General features: G+C 67.8%; 12 protein-coding genes and 2 tRNA genes. 7 read left to right on the forward strand and 7 right to left on the reverse strand.

All coding sequences use genetic code 11. From position 1 onward, the window contains the following. Nucleotides 1-61 precede the first annotated feature (61 nt). The 3 genes from HWX55_RS31920 to HWX55_RS31930 are packed head-to-tail and all read left to right on the forward strand — an operon-like array spanning nt 62 to nt 1,703. Nucleotides 62-592 (forward strand): septation protein A, encoded by a 531-nt coding sequence (locus HWX55_RS31920; protein WP_050013272.1) that lies wholly within the window; start codon nt 62-64, stop codon nt 590-592. 1 nt (nt 593) lies between these two features. Beyond that, entirely contained in the window at nt 594-902 is a 309-nt protein-coding gene (locus tag HWX55_RS31925; protein WP_175978612.1) for a BolA family protein, read from the forward strand. 18 nt (nt 903-920) lie between these two features. Beyond that, nucleotides 921-1,703, forward strand: a complete 783-nt coding sequence (locus HWX55_RS31930; protein ID WP_050013274.1) for a peptidylprolyl isomerase — start codon at nt 921-923, stop codon at nt 1,701-1,703. Nucleotides 1,704-1,873: 170 nt separating this feature from the next. On the opposite strand, the gene HWX55_RS31935 is transcribed toward HWX55_RS31930, so the two are convergent. Beyond that, entirely contained in the window at nt 1,874-2,422 is a 549-nt protein-coding gene (locus tag HWX55_RS31935) for an N-acetyltransferase (RefSeq protein ID WP_175978633.1), read from the reverse strand. Between the two features lie 5 nt (nt 2,423-2,427). Then, nucleotides 2,428-6,492, reverse strand: a complete 4,065-nt coding sequence (gene purL, locus HWX55_RS31940; protein WP_175978613.1) for a phosphoribosylformylglycinamidine synthase — start codon at nt 6,490-6,492, stop codon at nt 2,428-2,430. Between the two features lie 329 nt (nt 6,493-6,821). On the opposite strand from purL, the gene HWX55_RS31945 reads away from it, so the two are divergent. The 3 genes from HWX55_RS31945 (at nt 6,822) to pgi (ending at nt 11,472) form a co-directional block, all read left to right on the forward strand. Then, on the forward strand, nt 6,822-8,123 hold the full coding sequence (locus HWX55_RS31945; RefSeq protein ID WP_175978614.1) for an FAD-dependent oxidoreductase: 1,302 nt from the start codon (nt 6,822-6,824) through the stop codon (nt 8,121-8,123). A gap of 52 nt (nt 8,124-8,175) precedes the next feature. Next, nucleotides 8,176-9,738, forward strand: a complete 1,563-nt coding sequence (locus HWX55_RS31950) for an NAD(P)H-hydrate dehydratase (protein WP_175978615.1) — start codon at nt 8,176-8,178, stop codon at nt 9,736-9,738. 111 nt (nt 9,739-9,849) lie between these two features. Then, the gene (gene pgi / locus HWX55_RS31955; RefSeq protein ID WP_175978616.1) at nt 9,850-11,472 is read left to right on the forward strand and encodes a glucose-6-phosphate isomerase; all 1,623 of its coding nucleotides are present in this window, start codon (nt 9,850-9,852) and stop codon (nt 11,470-11,472) included. Nucleotides 11,473-11,543: 71 nt separating this feature from the next. Here pgi and HWX55_RS31960 read toward each other — a convergent pair whose 3' ends face one another. Further along, nucleotides 11,544-12,257, reverse strand: coding sequence for an ABC transporter ATP-binding protein (locus HWX55_RS31960; protein WP_050013279.1), 714 nt, complete (start codon nt 12,255-12,257; stop codon nt 11,544-11,546). Between HWX55_RS31960 and HWX55_RS31965 the strand changes: the two genes are divergently transcribed. Next, nucleotides 12,256-12,924, forward strand: a complete 669-nt coding sequence (locus HWX55_RS31965) for an arylesterase (RefSeq protein ID WP_175978617.1) — start codon at nt 12,256-12,258, stop codon at nt 12,922-12,924. The two genes, HWX55_RS31960 and HWX55_RS31965, sit on opposite strands and share 2 nt — an antisense overlap. A 72-nt stretch (nt 12,925-12,996) precedes the next feature. On the opposite strand, the gene HWX55_RS31970 is transcribed toward HWX55_RS31965, so the two are convergent. The 4 genes from HWX55_RS31970 to lon all read right to left on the reverse strand — a co-directional run bounded on the left by HWX55_RS31970 (nt 12,997) and on the right by lon (nt 17,865). Continuing rightward, nucleotides 12,997-14,934, reverse strand: coding sequence for a SurA N-terminal domain-containing protein (locus HWX55_RS31970; RefSeq protein ID WP_175978618.1), 1,938 nt, complete (start codon nt 14,932-14,934; stop codon nt 12,997-12,999). Between the two features lie 124 nt (nt 14,935-15,058). Then, nucleotides 15,059-15,135 (reverse strand) — tRNA-Asp (locus tag HWX55_RS31975). Nucleotides 15,136-15,158: 23 nt separating this feature from the next. Continuing rightward, nucleotides 15,159-15,234, reverse strand: a tRNA-Val gene (locus tag HWX55_RS31980). A gap of 207 nt (nt 15,235-15,441) precedes the next feature. Continuing rightward, on the reverse strand, nt 15,442-17,865 hold the full coding sequence (gene lon / locus HWX55_RS31985; RefSeq protein ID WP_050013282.1) for an endopeptidase La: 2,424 nt from the start codon (nt 17,863-17,865) through the stop codon (nt 15,442-15,444).

A 17,865-nucleotide genomic window follows, 5' to 3' on the forward strand; every position in this document is an offset into this window, starting at 1 on the left:
TGGCGGGTCCCTACAACGGTGACAGGCCGCGCCAGCGGCCCGTCACGCAGCTGCGAGCGCCATGAAATTCCTGTTCGATCTGTTTCCGATCATCCTGTTTTTTGTCGCCTTCAAGGTCTGGGGCATCTTCACCGCCACCGCCGTCGCGATCGTCGCGACGCTGGCCCAGGTCGCCTGGGTCGCCTTCCGGCACCGGAAGGTCGACACGATGCTGTGGGTCAGCCTCGGCGTGATCGTCGTGTTCGGCGGCGCCACCCTCGTCCTGCATGACGAGAAATTCATTCAATGGAAACCGACTGTGCTGTACTGGCTGTTTGCGATCGGGTTGCTCGCCGCGCGTTATGCGTTCAGCAAGAACCTGATCGAGAAGATGATGGGCAAGCAGCTCACGCTGCCGCACCCCGTGTGGGACAAGCTGAACGCCGCCTGGGCGCTGTTCTTCGCGGTGCTCGGCGTCGCGAACCTGTACGTGGTGCACAACTTCACCGAATCGCAATGGGTGAACTTCAAGCTGTTCGGTACGACGGGCGCGATGGTCGTGTTCATCATCCTGCAGAGCCTGTGGCTCACGAAATACCTGAAGGACGAGTGACATGAGCGACGCCTTTCTCCACGCCTCCGCCGACGAACGCATCGCGCTGATCGAAGCGCGCCTCACCGCGTCGCTCACGCCGCTGTCGCTCACCGTGCGCGACGACAGCGCGCAGCACGCGGGCCATGCGGGCGCGGCCGCCGGCGGCCATTTCACGGTCACGATCGTGTCGTCCGCGTTCGCGGGCAAGCCGCGCGTCGCGCGGCACCGGCTGGTGTATGATGCGCTCGCTGATGCGATGCAGCGCGGCATTCACGCGCTCGCGATCGTGGCTTACACGCCCGAAGAATTCAACGAATCTTCAATCTAGTCTCATTAGGAATTCCCGATGATCCTGAAATCCCCCCGCCTGTGGGTCGCGGCGGCTGCATTTGCAGCGGCACCGGCATTTGCCCAGAACATCGCCGTCGTCAACGGCACGCCGATTCCGAAGTCGCGCGCCGACGCAATGGTCGCGCAGCTCGTCCAGCAAGGCCAGACCGACGGTCCGCAATTGCAGCAGGCCGTGCGCCAGGAACTCGTGAACCGCGAAATCCTGATGCAGGAAGCGATCCGCGAAGGCATCCCGAACCGTCCGGACGTGAAGGCGCAAGTCGCCGTCGCGCAGCAGACCGTCGTGCTGCGCTCGATGATCGAGAGCTTCCTGAAGAAGAACCAGCCGACCGACGCCGAAGTGAAGGCGCGCTACGACGAACTCGTCAAGGGCGTGGGCGGCAACCGCGAGTACCACCTGCACCACATCCTCGTCGAGAGCGAGCAGCAGGCGAAGGACCTGATCGCGAAGATCAAGGGCGGCGCGAAGTTCGAGGATCTCGCGAAGCAATACTCGAAGGATCCGGGGTCGGGCAAGAACGGCGGCGATCTCGACTGGTCGGACCCGAAGGCGTACGTGCCGGAATTCGCGGCGGCCGCGCAGAAGCTGCAGAAAGGCCAGATGACCGACGCGCCGGTGAAGACGCAGTTCGGCTGGCACATCATCCGCGTCGACGACATCCGCGACATCGCGCCGCCGCCGTTCGACCAGGTGAAGGCGCAGATCGCGCAGCAGCTGGTGCAGCAGAAGCTGCAGGCGTTCGAGGAAGGTCTGCGCCAGCAGGCGAAGATCCAGTAACGCCGGCGCGCGTCATACGTGCATCGACAAGCCGCTCTTCGGAGCGGCTTTTTCTTTTGGCGCGCACGAACACGTATGTCGCGATGCGGCGGTGCGCGGCGGACGTGCAATAAAAAACCGCTCCGTAGAGCGGCTTTTCCACGCCAGGTGTCGCCCGCCCGCGGCGTTCGCTACGCGGCAGGATAGAACACGTCGTGATACCGCACGTCGCCTGACGGCAGCGGCTTGGATTCGTCGAACGACAGCGCAAGAAAATACTCGGCCGGCACGCCCGGAAACACGATGTCGCCGTGCGGTTCGAACCCGAAACGCGCGTAATACGCGGGCTCGCCGAGCACCACGCAGCCGCGCGCACCGAGCCGACGCAACGCGTCGAGCCCCGTGCGCACGAGCCCGGCGCCGATGCTTTGCCGCTGGCAATCGGGCCGCACCGCGAGCGGCGCGAGCCCGTACCACTGCTGGCTGCCGATCGGCTCGCCGCCGATCGCGACTGGCGAGAACGCGACGTGCCCGACGATACGTCCGTCGCGCTCCGCGACGAGCGATACGCTCAGCGCACCGTGCGCACGCAGCGTGTCGACGATGCGCTGTTCGAACGCGCCGCCCTGCGGCTCGCCCGCGAACGCCGCGCGGATCACGCGGCCGATCGCGTCGGCCTCGCTCGCACGCGCGTCACGCAGCGTGACGACCTCGACCGGCGCGTTCGGGTCGAACATCATCCCGATCAGCCGATCCAGCGACGCGCGTTGCGGAATACGCGCAGCCACGGACTCGCTTCACCCCAGCCTTCCGGGTGCCAGCTCATCGTGACCGTGCGATGCACGCGCTCCATGTGGGGCATCAGCACCGAGAAGCGACCGTCGGCCGTCGTCACCGACGTGATGCCGGCCGGCGAGCCGTTCGGGTTGAACGGATAGCGTTCGGTCGCTTCGCCGCGGTGGTCGACGTAACGCATCGCGACCGCGACGCGATCGATGTCGCCCTGCTGCGAGAAGTCCGCATAGCCTTCGCCGTGCGCGACCGCGACCGGAATCCGCGAGCCTTCCATCCCCGCGAAGAAGATCGACGGCGACTTCTCCACTTCGACGAACGAGAAGCGCGCCTCGAACTGCTCGGACTTGTTGCGCGTGAACTTCGGCCACGCTTCCGCCCCGGGGATCATCGACGCGATGCTCGACAGCATCTGGCAGCCGTTGCAGATACCGAGTGCGAACGTATCGGGACGCGCGAAGAAGGCCGAGAACATGTCGGCAAGGTTCGCGTTGAAGCGAATCGTCTTCGCCCAGCCTTCGCCCGCACCCAGCACGTCGCCGTACGAGAAACCGCCGCATGCCACCGCACCCGCGAAATCGGCCAGCGACGCGCGGCCCGCGAGCAGGTCGCTCATGTGCACGTCGTGCGCATCGAAGCCGGCGCGGTCGAACGCGTAAGCCGTTTCCAGGTGCGAATTCACGCCCTGCTCGCGCAGGATCGCGACGCGCGGCCGGGCGCCCGGCGCGATGAACGGCGCGGCGATGTCGTCGGCCGGATCGAACGTCAGCACCGGCGAGATGCCCGGATCGGCCGCGTCGAGCAGCGCGTCGTATTCGGCATCCGCGCAGGCCGGGTTGTCGCGCAGGCGCGCGATGCGCCAGCTCACTTCGCTCCATGCGCGATGAAGTTCGGTGCGCGGCGCGTCGAAGATCTTCTTCGCGTCGCGGTACACCTCGATCACGTCGCGATCGTTGACCGAGCCGATCACGTGCGAGCACGTCGACAGGCCGAACTCGCGCAGCGCGCCGAGCACCGCGTCGCGGTCGGACGCGCGCACCTGCACGACGGCGCCGAGCTCTTCGGAGAACAGCGCGCGCAGCGTGCGGTCGTCGCGCAGGCCGCTCGTCTGCTTCGCCCAGTCCTTCGCGTCGCCGTAGTCGGATTCGTGGTTCGGGTCGAGCGTCAGCATGTCGACGTTCAGCGACACGCCCGCATGGCCCGCGAACGCCATTTCGCATACCGTCGCCCACAGGCCGCCGTCCGAGCGGTCGTGGTACGCGAGCAGCTTGTCTTGCGCATTGAGCGACTGGATCGCGTTGAAGAAGCGCTTCAGGTCTTCCGCGTCGTCGACGTCCGGCGTCGTGTCGCCGACCTGCTGCGTGACCTGCGCGAAGATGCTGCCGCCCATGCGGTTCTTGCCGCGGCCCAGATCGATCGCGATCAGCACGGTGTCGCCCGCGTCGGCCACGCGGCGCAGTTGCGGCGTGAGATGACGGCGCACGTCCTCGACCGGCGCGAACGCCGAGATGATCAGCGACACCGGCGACACGACTTCCTTCGCGACGCCCTGCTCGTCCCACTTCGTCTTCATCGACAGCGAGTCCTTGCCGACCGGGATGCCGATCCCGAGCGCCGGGCACAGCTCCATGCCGATCGCCTTGACCGTGTCGAACAGCGCGGCGTCCTCGCCGGCCGTGCCGCACGCGGCCATCCAGTTCGCCGACAGCTTCAGCTTGTCGAGCGACGCGATCGGCGCGCTCGCGATGTTCGTGATCGCTTCGCCGACGGCCATGCGGCCCGACGCCGGCGCGTCGATCACCGCGAGCGGCGTGCGCTCGGCCATCGTCATCGCCTCGCCCTTGAAGCCCGCGTAGTCGAGCGCGGTGATCGCGCAGTCGGCCACCGGCACCTGCCACGGGCCGACCATCTGGTCGCGCACCGACGTGCCGCCGACCGAACGGTCGCCGATCGTGATCAGGAACGACTTGCTGCCGACCGTCGGGTGCTTCAGCACGTCGAGCGCGACGGCCGACAGCGCGATGCCCGTCACGTCGACCGGCGCGCGCTCGGTCGTCACACGCGCGACGTCGCGGTGCATGCGCGGCGGCTTGCCGAGCAGCACTTCCATCGGCATGTCGACCGGGTATTCGTCCGCGCCCGTCGCTTCGTCGTCGACGAGCTTCAGCTCGCGTTCGTCGGTCGCGACCCCGACTACCGCGAACGGGCAGCGCTCGCGCGCACAAATCGCCTCGAAGCGCGGCAGGTCGGCCTGCGCGATCGCCAGCACGTAGCGCTCCTGCGCTTCGTTCGACCAGATTTCGCGCGGCGACAGGCCCGATTCCTCGAGCGCGACCTTGCGCAGTTCGAAGCGCGCGCCCTTGCCCGCGCCGTCGACGATTTCGGGGAACGCGTTCGACAGGCCGCCCGCGCCGACGTCGTGGATGCTCAGGATCGGGTTTTCCGCGCCGAGCTGCCAGCAGCCGTTGATCACTTCCTGCGCGCGACGCTCGATTTCCGGGTTGCCGCGCTGCACCGAGTCGAAGTCGAGTTCGGCGGTGTTCGCACCGGTCGCCATCGAGCTCGCGGCGCCGCCGCCCATGCCGATCCGCATGCCGGGGCCGCCGATCTGGATCAGCAGCGAACCGGCCGGCACGTCGTGCTTGTGCGTGTGCTGATCCGCGATGTTGCCGAGGCCGCCCGCGATCATGATCGGCTTGTGATAGCCGTGCACCGTGCCGCCGACGTTCTGCTCGTACACGCGGAAGTAGCCGCCGAGGTTCGGGCGGCCGAATTCGTTGTTGAACGCGGCGCCGCCGAGCGGGCCGTCGATCATGATCTGCAGCGGCGACGCGATGCGGTCCGGACGGCCGTACGGGCCGTGCACTTCGTTCGGGTTGCGCTCGGCCACCGGCTGCGCGGCGTCGCGCGCGTTTTCCCACGGCTGGCGCGCATCGGGCAGGTCGAGGTTCGACACGGTGAAGCCCGTGAGGCCGGCCTTCGGACGCGCGCCGCGGCCCGTCGCGCCTTCGTCGCGGATCTCGCCGCCCGCGCCGGTCGCCGCCCCCGGGAACGGCGAGATCGCCGTCGGGTGGTTGTGCGTCTCGACCTTCATCAGCGTGTGCGTGAGTTCGGTATGGCGGCCGTAGCGCTCGCCCGGCTCGCCGGCCGCGCCGGCCTTGCGCGGGAACCAGCGCTCGGCTTCGGCGCCGACCATGATCGACGAGTTGTCCGAATACGCAACGATCGTGCCCTGCGGGCTCAGCTTCTCGGTATTGCGGATCATCGCGAACAGCGACATGTCCTGCGCTTCGCCGTCGATCGTCCACTGCGCGTTGAAGATCTTGTGGCGGCAGTGTTCGCTGTTCGCCTGCGCGAACATCATCAGTTCGACGTCGGTCGGGTTGCGCTCGAGCTTGCGGAACGCGTCGACCAGGTAGTCGATCTCGTCGTCGGCGAGCGCGAGGCCCAGCTCGACGTTCGCGCGCTCCAGCGCGCCGCGACCGACGCCCAATACGTCGACGGTCGACAGCGGCTTGGCCGGCAGTTCGTCGAACAGGTGTTTCGCATCGTCGCGCGCCGCGACCACGCTTTCGGTCATCCGGTCATGCAGCGCGGCCGCGACGGCCGCGCGCGCGTCGTCCGACAGTGCCTTCTTGCCGCCGAGCAGGCCCGATTTCAGCGTGACCGTGAATTCGACGCCGCGCTCGATGCGGCGCACCTGCGTGAGGCCGCAGTGCTGCGCGATGTCGGTCGCCTTGCTCGCCCACGGCGAAACCGTGCCGAAGCGCGGCAGCACGACGAAGGTCTCGGTCGCGCCCTTCTCGCCCGCCGGCTGGAACGGCGCGCCGTAGTGCATCAGCGCATCGATGCGCGCGCTGTCGTCGGCCGACAGCGGCTCGGCCGCATTGACGAAGTGCAGGAACTGGCCGCGCACCGCGACGATGTTGGCGTCGATTTGCCTGAGCGTGTCGAGCAGACGGGTTTGACGGAAATCGGAGAGGGCCGAAGCGCCGGGAAAACACGAGAAGTGAGCCATGGGCTGGACTGACGTCGATGAGTCGCGCGAGGTGGCGACGTGGGGCGAAAGGAAGGCCGTAATTATACCCGGAAGTCGGCCGCCCAAGACCGGCCGATCGGTAGTCCGGCTGCACCGCCACGGTGCTGGTGCGGGCGGCACGCGCGGCTGTCCGCCGGATCGGCCTCTATCGGCCCGGGCGCCGGCCGCCGCCGCATGGCCGCACGGCCATGCTCGCCCGCCGCCGGCTCGCGCACTTTTGGCGCTATCATTCCGGGTTCACCGGGCCCGGGCCCTCAGCGAATTCTCACCGGGCGGCGTGCGCGCCGCCCGTCATCGAAGCAATCTCAATGGATGTCATCGTCATCGGCGGCGGAATCAGCGGCGTCGCCACCGCCTACCAGCTGCGCGCGGCCGGCCATCGCGTGTGCGTGGTCGAACGCCACGCGACCGTCGCGCAAGGCGCGACCTACGGCGACGGCGGCGCGCTGCTGCCGAGCCCGCTCGACGTCTGGTTCGGCCCGACTTTCATGCACCAGCGCCAGCCGCGCGACAGCGGCATCGTCTACAAGCCGGGCTTCAACGGCGGCGTGCGCCGCTTCGTCAAGCAGCTCGGCACGCTGCGCGAGCCCGATGCATTCGCCGCGCAGTACGCGCGGCTGCGCCCGCTGATCGACGTGTCGCGCGACACGCTCGCCGATATCGAGGCGCGCCTCGAGCTCGAATTCGAGCAGAAGCCCGGCATCCTGCACGTCGTGCGCGATCCGCGCGACTGGGACGCGCTGCAGCCCGCGCTCGACCTGCTGCGCATACTCGACCAGCCGTACCGCACGCTCACCGCCGACGAATGCGTGGCGCTCGAACCGTCGGTACCGGCCGAGCCCGGCTTTGCCGGCGGCGTGCTGCTCGAAACCGAGCGCACCGGCAACTGCCCGCTGTTCGCGAAACTGGTCAAGCAGACGCTCGACGAGCATGGCGTGCAGTTCCGCTTCGGTGCGGACGTCGCCGCGATCCGCGTCGACAACGGCCGCGTCGCGGTCGAGCTCGCCCCGTCGGGCAACCGGGGCGCGGCGCACGCGCGCGAGGTCGACGTGATGTCGGCCGACGCGATCGTGGTCGCCGCCGGCGCCGGCAGCCTTGCGCTGCTCGAACGGCTCGGCTGGCGCCTGCCGCTGCACCCGGTGCGCGTCCATACGCTCACCGCGCCGGTCGCGTACGAAGAACATGCCCCTCACCTGAGCGTCGTCGATTCGATCAAGCGGATCTCGATCACGCGCACCCACCAGCGGCTGCGCATCGGCGGGGCCGCCGTGCTGCAGAGCCTGGCGGATACCGCGAAGCCGCTCGCCGAGCCGCTGTCCGAGGCCGCGCTCGCGCTGCTCGGCCAGGCCGTCCACGACTGGGTACCCGGCGCCGCGAAGATCTCGGCCGCGCTGTCGTGGCAAGGCATGCAACTGCTGTCGCCGGACGGCCTGCCCGTCGTGGGTCCGACCCCGCATCCGCGCGTGTTCGTCAATTTCGGCCATGGCCCGGCCGGCTGGGGCCTCGCGTGCGGGTCTGCTAAAGTGGTGACCGACTATCTGGGCGGCAACGTCCAGCACTGGCCCGCCGACACGCTCGCCGCGCTGAACGCCGGCCGCTTCACGACCTGACCGCCGCGGGCCGGCCCGTGGCGGCACCCTTGCCAGCCGCCACGATCCCGCGATGACCGTTACCCCCGCCACCCCCGTTCGCCGCCCGTTCCCCGATTCCGATCCGATCGCGCTGCTGCGCGTCGCCGACCTGCGCGCGGCCGAAGCCGACGCCGCCGCCGCGCTGCCGCCGCACACGCTGATGGGGCGCGCCGGCGCGGCCGCCGCGCGCTGGCTGTCCGAGCGCGTCGCCGGCGACGATCGCCCCGTCTGGTTCGCGGTCGGCCCCGGCAACAACGGCGGCGACGCGCTGGTGGCCGCCGCGCAACTCCAGCAGCTCGGCGTCGCGACGCATGCGTGGATGCCGGTGCCGGTCAAGCCGGACGACGCGCAATGGGCGCTCGGTCTCGCACGCTCGGCCGGCGTGCCGCTGTCGGCCACCCCGCCCGCATCGCTGGACGGCTATGCGTGGGTCGTCGACGGACTGTTCGGCATCGGTCTCGGCCGCGCGCTCGACGGCGCGTTCGCCGAGCAGGCCGCACGCATCGCCACCCATGCGCGCGGCGGCGGTCGCGTGCTCGCGCTCGACGTGCCAAGCGGGCTCGACAGCGACACGGGCCGCATCGTCGGCGCGGGCGTCGCCGTGGCGGCCACGCACACGCTCACCTTCATCGGCGCGAAGCCCGGCCTCTACACGGGCGACGGCCGCGATCTCGCCGGCGAAATCCACGTCGCGTCGCTCGACGTCGCGCCGCCCGCCGCGCCGGCCATCGTGCTGAACGCGCCCGCGCGGTTCGCCGCGGCGCTGCCCGCGCGCGCGTTCGCGTCCCACAAGGGCACGTACGGCAGCCTCGCGGTGCTCGGCGGCGACACCGGCATGTGCGGCGCGCCGATCCTCGCCGCCCGCGCCGCGCTGTTCGCCGGCGCCGGCAAGGTGCACGTCGGCTTCCTTGGCGCGGGCGCGCCGCCGTACGACCCGCCGTTCCCTGAACTGATGCTGCATCCGGCCGACACGCTCGACCTCGGCGCGATGACCGCGATCGCGGCCGGTTGCGGGCTCGGCACGCGCGAGGCCGCGGCGACGCTCGTGCGCGACGTGCTCGCGCACGACACGGCGACGCTGCTCGATGCCGACGCGCTGAACCTCGTCGCGACGCACGCGGACCTCGCGACCGCCGTCGCCACACGCGGCGCCCGCGGCAATCCGTGCGTGCTGACGCCGCATCCGCTCGAAGCCGCGCGCCTGCTCGGCGGCGACACGGCAGCCGTACAGCGCGATCGCGTCGCCGCGGCGCAGGCACTCGCCGCCCATTACGCGGTCATCGTCGTGCTGAAAGGCTCGGGTACGGTGATTGCCGCGCCCGACGGCCGCGTGACGATCAACCCGACCGGCAACGCGGCACTCGCCACCGGCGGCACCGGCGACGTGCTCGGCGGCCTGATCGGCGCGCTGCTCGCGCAGCGGGTCGCGCCGTACGAAGCCGCGCTGGCCGGCGTCTACCTGCACGGCCTCGCGGCCGACACGCTGACCGCGAACGGCACCGGCCCGGCCGGCCTCACCGCGGGCGAGCTCGCGCCGATGGTGCGCACGCTGATCAATCGCCTTTTTTATCCGTCGCCGCGCGCCGACACGTAACGCCGCTATACTGACTGCCCCGCCGCACGGCGGGCCTTCTCGTCCGCCGGCTTTCCGATCACGATGAGCCGGCGCGGCATTCCTCCCGATTCACGCTTCACTCGAACCGCCATGACGCTGAAATCGCTCCCCGCCTGGACTGCCCTTCAATCCCACTTCGAACAGATCCGCCACGCGCGGCTGCGCGACTGGTTCGCGCCGGAAAACGATCGCGCGCCGACCCGCGCCGAACGCTTCACGATTCCGGGCGGCGGTCTCGCGGCCGATTTCTCGAAGAACCGCATCGACGACGAAACGCTGCGCCTGCTCGTGCAGCTCGCGCGCGACGCCGGCGTCGAAGCGCGCCGCGACGCGATGTTCGCGGGCGAGGTCGTCAACCCGACCGAAGGCCGCGCGGCGCTGCACACCGCGCTGCGCGCGACCGATCCGCAGGCGCCGTTCCACGCGCAGGTGAGCGCCGAGCGCGCGAAGATGGCGACGTTCGCGCGCGCCGTGCGCAGCGGTACGTGGACGGGTTATACGGGCAAGCGCATCCGCCACGTGATCAACATCGGCATCGGCGGCTCGGATCTCGGCCCGAAGATGGTCGTGCATGCGCTGCACCACGTCGCGACGCCCGAGATCTCGACCCACTTCGTGTCGAACGTCGACGGCGCCGATCTCGCGCGCGTGCTCGAACAGGTCGATCCCGAGGAAACGCTCGCGATCATCGTGTCGAAGACGTTCACGACGCTCGAGACGATGACGAACGCGCGCTCGCTGCGCGACTGGTTCGTCGCGCGCGGCTGCCCCGAGGACGCGCTCGCGAAGCACTTCGTCGGCGTGTCGGCGAACCCGGCCGAAGTCGTGAAGTTCGGCATCGCCGCGGACAACGTGTTCGAAATGTGGGACTGGGTCGGCGGCCGCTATTCGCTGTGGTCGGCGGTCGGCCTGTCGATCATGATCGCGGTCGGCCCCGAACAGTTCGACGAACTGCTGGCCGGCGCGAACGACATGGACCGTCACTTCCGTGAAGCGCCGCTCGAGCGCAACCTGCCGGTGCTGCTCGGCCTGATCGGCATCTGGTACCGGAACTTCTTCGGCTCGCAGAGCTATCTCGTCGCGCCGTATTCGGAAGCGCTGCACTACCTGCCGTCGTACCTGCAGCAGCTCGAAATGGAGAGCAACGGCAAATCCGCGCGCCTGGACGGCACCTTCGTCGACTACCCGACGTCGGCCGTCACCTGGGGCGAACCGGGCACCAACGGCCAGCACGCGTTCTTCCAGATGCTGCACCAGGGGCCGACGATCGTGCCGATCGACTTCATCGCGGTGCTGACGCCCGAGCATCCGCTTGCGAGCCATCATCCGAAGCTGCTCGCGAACTGCTTCGCGCAGAGCGAGGCGCTGATGCTCGGCCGCACGCTCGAGGAAGCGCGCAAGGTCGCCGGGCCGGGCAAGGAAGCGCTCGCGCCGCACCTGACGTTCCCCGGCAACCGCCCGACCACGACGCTGCTCGTCGATGCGCTGACGCCGCGCACGCTCGGCGCGCTGATCGCGCTTTACGAGCACAAGGTGCTCGTGCAGGCGACGGTGTGGGACATCAATCCGTTCGACCAGTGGGGCGTCGAGCTCGGCAAGATTCTGGGCAAGGTCGTCGAGGCCGACCTGTCGGCCGACTCGGTCGATCCGGCGAAGCACGACTCGTCGACCACCGCACTGATCGAGCGCGCCCGCGCGGCGCTCAAGCGTTGAAGAAGCACTGACGCGACGGCGTCATGCCCGTGCCGGTCGCGCGCTCCACGCTGCGCGGCCGGCACGAACATTCACGCGTTGCGCGATGCCGCGTGCGGTGCGACGATGCGGCCGGCGTCGATGGTGACCGTCGTCGCACAGCGGCGCGCGAGTTCGGCATCGTGCGTGACGAGCACGAGCGTCGCGCCGTGCATGCGGTTCAGTTCGAACATCAGGTCGATGACCGCGTGGCCAGTGGCCGCGTCGAGGCTGCCGGTCGGCTCGTCGGCGAACAGGATCGCCGGCCGCGTGACGAACGCGCGTGCGAGTGCGACGCGCTGCTGTTCGCCGCCCGACAGCAGCTTCGGATAATGCGCGGTGCGTTCGCCGAGACCGACCTGCACGAGCAGCGCCCGCGCGCGGTCGGCCGCGTCGCGCGCGCTGATGCCGCCCTGCAGTTCGAGCGGCAGCATCACGTTCTCGAGCGCCGTCAGGTGCGGCATCAGCTGGAACGACTGGAACACGAAACCGACCGCGCCGTTGCGCAATGCCGCGCGCTCGTCCTCGTCGAGCTGATCGAGCACGCGGCCGAGCAGGCGAACCGTGCCGCTCGTCGCGCTGTCCAACCCTGCGAGCAAGCCGAGCAGCGTCGATTTGCCCGACCCCGACGCGCCGACGATCGCGAGGCTGCTGCCCGGCTGCACGGCGAGCGTGATGCCGTCGAGGATCGTCAGCTCGCCCGTTGCATCGGCAACCCGCTTGCACACGTCATGGACTTCGATGATCGGATCGGTAATCTTGAACATGGACACGACATTTCGCTGGAAAAGACGCGCGGCGGCCGCCGCGTTGCTGGGCACCCTGCTGGCCGTCACCGTGCCCGTACGCGCCGCGACGGCGCCGGCATCGAGCCCGCCCGTGATCGTCGTGCTCGGCGACAGCCTGTCGGCCGAATACGGATTGCCGCGCGACACCGGCTGGGTGGCGTTGCTGCGGCAACGGCTCGCGACCGAGCGAATCGATTATAGCGTCGCGAACGCCAGCGTCAGCGGCGACACCACGAGCGGCGGCCGTGCGCGGCTGCCCGCGGTGCTGCAGCGGCTCAAGCCGTCGATCGTCGTCATCGAACTCGGTTCGAACGATGCGCTGCGCGGCGTGCCGCTCGCGACGACCGAGCAGAACCTGCGCGACATCATCGCGGGCGCGCGACGTGCGCAGGCGAAAGTCGTGCTGGTCGGCATGTACGTGCCGCCCAATTACGGCCCCGACTACACGCAGAAGTTCCATGCACTCTATACGCGGCTGTCGAAGGATCTCGGCGTGCCGCTCGTGCCGTTCCTGCTGGCCGGCATCGAGAACAAGCCCGAGATGTTCCAGGCCGACCAGATGCACCCGGCACGGCAGGCCCAGGGCATCCTGCTCGACAACGTATGGCCGGCGCTGAAGCCGCTGCTCGGCAAGCCGCACGGCTGAGCGCGGCTGCACCGGAAAACAAAAAGCCCCGCTTCGAGCGGGGCTTTTCGATGGTTGCGGGCGAAACGATGCTCAGTTGTCGCCGTCCTGCTGCTGGCTGGCCGTCGTGCTGCCGTACAGCTTCACCTTCGAGCGATCGCGCAGTGCGGCAAGGTACGCTTCGCCTTCGCTTTGCGCGTCGACCTGCGCCATCTGCTGCTGCGCGGCCGCCAGTTGCTGCGGATCGACCGCCGAACCCGGGATCACCGCGTTCACGCGGTAGATCGCATAGCCATCCGCGCCGAGGTCGACACCGACGTAAGCCGGCAGCGTCTTCGCATCGACCTTGTAGACGGCGCTCAGCGCAGCCGGCGTCAGGCCCTGCGACTGCGTGCGCGACACCTTCTGCGCGGCCGTAAAGCCGTCGGCCGACTTCGACTTCTGCAATTCGGCCAGCTTCGCCGCGCCGTCCTTCTTCGCGAGTTCCGCGGCCTGCTCGGCGATGACCTTCTGGCGCACGACGTCCTTGATCGCGTCGAGCGCGGGCACCGCAGCCGGCTTGTGCTCGGTCACGCGCGCCGAGATCAGCGTGTTGTTGCCGACGTCGATCGCCTGCGTGTTGTTCTGGTTCTTCACCGCGTCGTTCGCGAACACGGCGGCCAGGAACTTCGGATTGTTCAACGGGCTCGTCGGCGGCAACTGCGGATTCGGCGTCGGCGTGACGGTGGCCGTCTGGATCGTCAGCTTGTACTTGTCCGCGGCCGGCTGCAGCGTCTTCGCCTTTTCGTAGACGGTCGACGTGAAACCTTCCGCATTGTCCGAGAACGCCTTCGCTGCGTACTGCTGCTTCAGGTCGATCGCGATCTGGTCCTTCACTTCCGCGAACGGCTTGACGACGGCCGGCTTCACTTCGGTCGCCTTCAGGATGTGGAAACCGAGATCCGACTGCACGAGACCGCTCACGTCGCCCTGCTTGAGCGAGAACGCGGCATCGTCGAACGCCTTGCCGCCCGCGGTCGAACCGCGCGTGATGAAGCCGAGGTCGCCGCCCTTCGCCGCCGACGGCGCGTCCTGCGAGCTCTTCTGCGCGATCTGCGCAAATTGATCGGGATGCGCTTTCACGTCGGCGAGCAGTTGCTCGGCCTTCGCTTTCGCGGCCGCCTTGTCGGCCGCGCTGGCGCTGCCCAGCGCGGCGATGAAGATGTGGCTCACGCGCACCTGCGCTTCGGTACGGAAGTGCGTCGGGTTGTCGTCGTAGAACTTCTTGATGTCCGCTTCGGTCGGCTGCGCGCTCGCGGCCGCCGCGGCCGGCGAATAGACGAGGTACTGGATCGTCGCGGTCTCCGGCGTCGCGAAGCTCTGCTTGTGCGCGTCGTAGTACGCGGTGAGCTGCGCGTCGGTCGGCTGGACCTTCGCTGCGAAGTCGCTCGTCTTCAGCACGAGCGCCTGCACTTCACGCTGCTGCGCGGCGAGTTCGGACAGGCGTTGCGCGAGGCTCTTCGGCGTGAACGCGCTCGACACGATGCTCGCAGGAATCTGCTGCAGCGACAGGCTGTAACGCACGCGCTCCTGGTACTGCTCGGGCGTCATCCCCTGGAACGACAGCAGTTGCGCATAGCGTTCGACGTCGATCGTGCCGTCGGGCTTCTTCAGCGACGCGATCATCGGGTCGCTCATCAGCGCGTCGCGCACTGCGTTGTCGGACGCGGTCAGGTGCAGACGCTGCGTTTCGTCGGCCAGCACGCGTTGCTGGATCAGGCCGTCGAGCACCTGCTTGCGATGCTCGGGCGTGTCGAACATCTTGATGTCGAACTGCCCACCGAGCGCCTGGCGCGCCTGGTCGATCTGCTGGCGGAACGCGCCGTCGAATTCGACCCGCGTGATCTTGTGCCCGTTGACCGCCGCGACGTTCGCACTATCGTCGAAGAAGCCGCGGAAGCCTTGGATCCCGACGAAACCCAGCCCCGGCAACACGATCAGGAGCAGGAGCGCCATCATCAGGCGCTGGTGATTACGGAAGAAATCGAGCATGCGTGACGGGAAAATTGGACAAAACGACCGATATTACAACATACGGGGTGGGACGGGAAAAAACGCAGCGCACAACCGACGATACAAATGAAAAAGCCCGCACGCGGCGGGCTTTTTCATTTTCTGGCGGAGCGGACGGGACTCGAACCCGCGACCCCCGGCGTGACAGGCCGGTATTCTAACCGACTGAACTACCGCTCCTTGGTCTGGCTGAATCGGGAAACTGGTGGGTGCTGAGGGGTTCGAACCCCCGACCTACGCCTTGTAAGGGCGCCGCTCTACCAGCTGAGCTAAGCACCCGTTTCCGATTCGTTCTGACTGCGATCTGCGTTTGCGCATCAACAATCAGCGAGCCCGCAAGTTTAATTCATCGCCGATCATTTTGCCAAGCCTGCGTGCGATTTTTTTTAACGCACGCACTCGCACGATTCCGATGCGCATAAAAAACCCGCGGACTGTGCCGCGGGTTTTCGTGAACAACCGTCAGCAACGACGGTGTTCAGCGCCTCAGTGCTTGACGACTTCCGTCGAGCCGGCGTCCTTCGCCGCCTCGCCAACCGGCGCCGCAGCCTTCGCCTCTTCTTCCGGCGGCAGTGGCGTCGGCGAACGCTCGAGCGCGAGCTCCAGCACCTTGTCGATCCAGCGGACCGGCACGATCTCGATCGCGTTCTTCACGTTGTCCGGAATGTCCGCGAGATCCTTCACGTTCTCTTCCGGGATCAGCACGAGCTTGATGCCGCCGCGATGCGCCGCGAGCAACTTTTCCTTCAGCCCGCCGATCGGCAGCACTTCGCCACGCAACGTGATTTCGCCCGTCATCGCGACGTCGGCCCGCACGGGAATACCCGTCAGCACCGACACCAGCGCGGTCGTCATCGCACCGCCGGCGGACGGACCGTCCTTCGGCGTCGCGCCTTCCGGCACGTGGATGTGGATGTCCTGCTTCTCGAACGCTTCGTCCTTGATACCGAGACGACGCGAACGCGAGCGCACGACCGAACGCGCAGCCTCGACCGACTCCTTCATCACGTCGCCGAGCGAGCCCGTACGAATCACGTTGCCCTTGCCCGGCATCACCGCGGCTTCGATCGTCAGCAGATCGCCGCCGACTTCCGTCCACGCGAGGCCCGTCACCTGACCGACCTGGTTTTCCTTCGCCGCGAGGCCGAAGTCGTACTTGCGCACGCCGAGGAACGTATCGAGATTCTCGCCATCGACCTTGATCGCGCCCGACGCCTTCTTCAGCAGCAGCATCTTCACGACCTTGCGGCAGATCTTCGACACTTCGCGCTCGAGCGAACGCACACCGGCTTCGCGCGTGTAATAGCGGATGATGTCGCGGATCGCCTGCTCGGTGACCTCGATCTCGCCTTCCTTCAGCCCGTTGTTCTTCTTCTGCTTCGGCAGCAGATAACGCTGGGCGATGCTGACCTTCTCGTCTTCCGTGTAGCCCGACAGACGGATCACTTCCATCCGGTCGAGCAGCGGCGGCGGGATGTTCAGCGAGTTCGACGTCGCGACGAACATCACGTCCGACAGATCGAAGTCGACTTCGATGTAGTGGTCGGCGAACGTGTGGTTCTGTTCCGGATCGAGCACTTCGAGCAGCGCCGACGACGGATCGCCGCGGAAATCCATGCCCATCTTGTCGACTTCGTCGAGCAGGAAGAGCGGATTGCGCACGCCGACCTTCGCGAGGCTTTGCAGGATCTTGCCCGGCATCGAACCGATGTACGTACGGCGGTGGCCGCGGATCTCGGCTTCGTCACGCACGCCGCCGAGCGCCATCCGAACGAACTTGCGGTTCGTCGCACGGGCGATCGACTGGCCGAGCGAGGTCTTGCCGACGCCCGGGGGCCCGACGAGGCACAGGATCGGCGCCTTGACCTTGTCCACGCGCTGTTGCACCGCGAGATACTCGAGGATCCGTTCCTTGACCTTCTCGAGGCCGAAGTGATCCTCGTCGAGCACCTGCTCGGCGTTCGACAGGTCGTTGTTGACCTTGCTCTTCTTGCGCCACGGCAGGCCGATCAGCGTGTCGATGTAGTTGCGCACGACGGTGGCTTCCGCCGACATCGGCGACATCAGCTTCAGCTTCTTCAGCTCGGCGTCGGCCTTCTTCTTGGCTTCCTTCGGCATGCGCGCGGCGTTGATGCGCTTCTCGAGTTCCTCGAGATCCGCACCTTCCTCGCCCTCGCCCAGTTCCTTCTGGATCGCCTTGACCTGTTCGTTCAGGTAGTACTCGCGCTGGCTCTTTTCCATCTGGCGCTTCACGCGCCCGCGGATGCGCTTTTCGACCTGCAGGATGTCGATCTCGGCTTCGAGCTGCGCGAGCAGGTGCTCGAGGCGCTCGATGACCGGGAACATCTCGAGGATGTGCTGCTTCTGGTCGAGCTTGAGCGGCAGGCGCTCGGCGATCATGTCGGCGAGGCGGCCCGCTTCGTCGATGCCCGACAGCGACGTGAGAATCTCCGGCGGGATCTTCTTGTTCAGCTTCACGTACTGATCGAACTGCGACACGATCGCGCGACGCAGCGCTTCCGTCTCGGCGCTGTCCGCGTGATCGGGCTCGAGCGGCATCACTTCGCAGGAGAACTGCGTCTCCTGTTCTTCGATGGACAACGCCTTCGCGCGCTGCAGGCCCTCGACGAGCACCTTCACGGTGCCGTCCGGCAGCTTCAGCATCTGCAGAATGTTGGCGATACAACCGACCTCGTACATGTCCTTTTCGGTCGGTTCGTCCTTGGCCGCGGTTTTCTGGGCGACGAGCATGATGTGCTTGCCGCCTTCCATCGCTGCTTCGAGGGCCTTGATCGATTTCGGCCGGCCCACGAAGAGCGGAATGACCATGTGCGGGAAAACGACGACGTCCCGCAGCGGCAGCAGCGGGAGCGTGATGCGTTCCGGCGGGAGAAGTTGGGTGCCTGACAT

The organism is Burkholderia sp. BCC1047, assembly GCF_902833155.1.
In the GTDB taxonomy this organism is placed as follows: Bacteria; Pseudomonadota; Gammaproteobacteria; order Burkholderiales; family Burkholderiaceae; genus Burkholderia; species Burkholderia sola.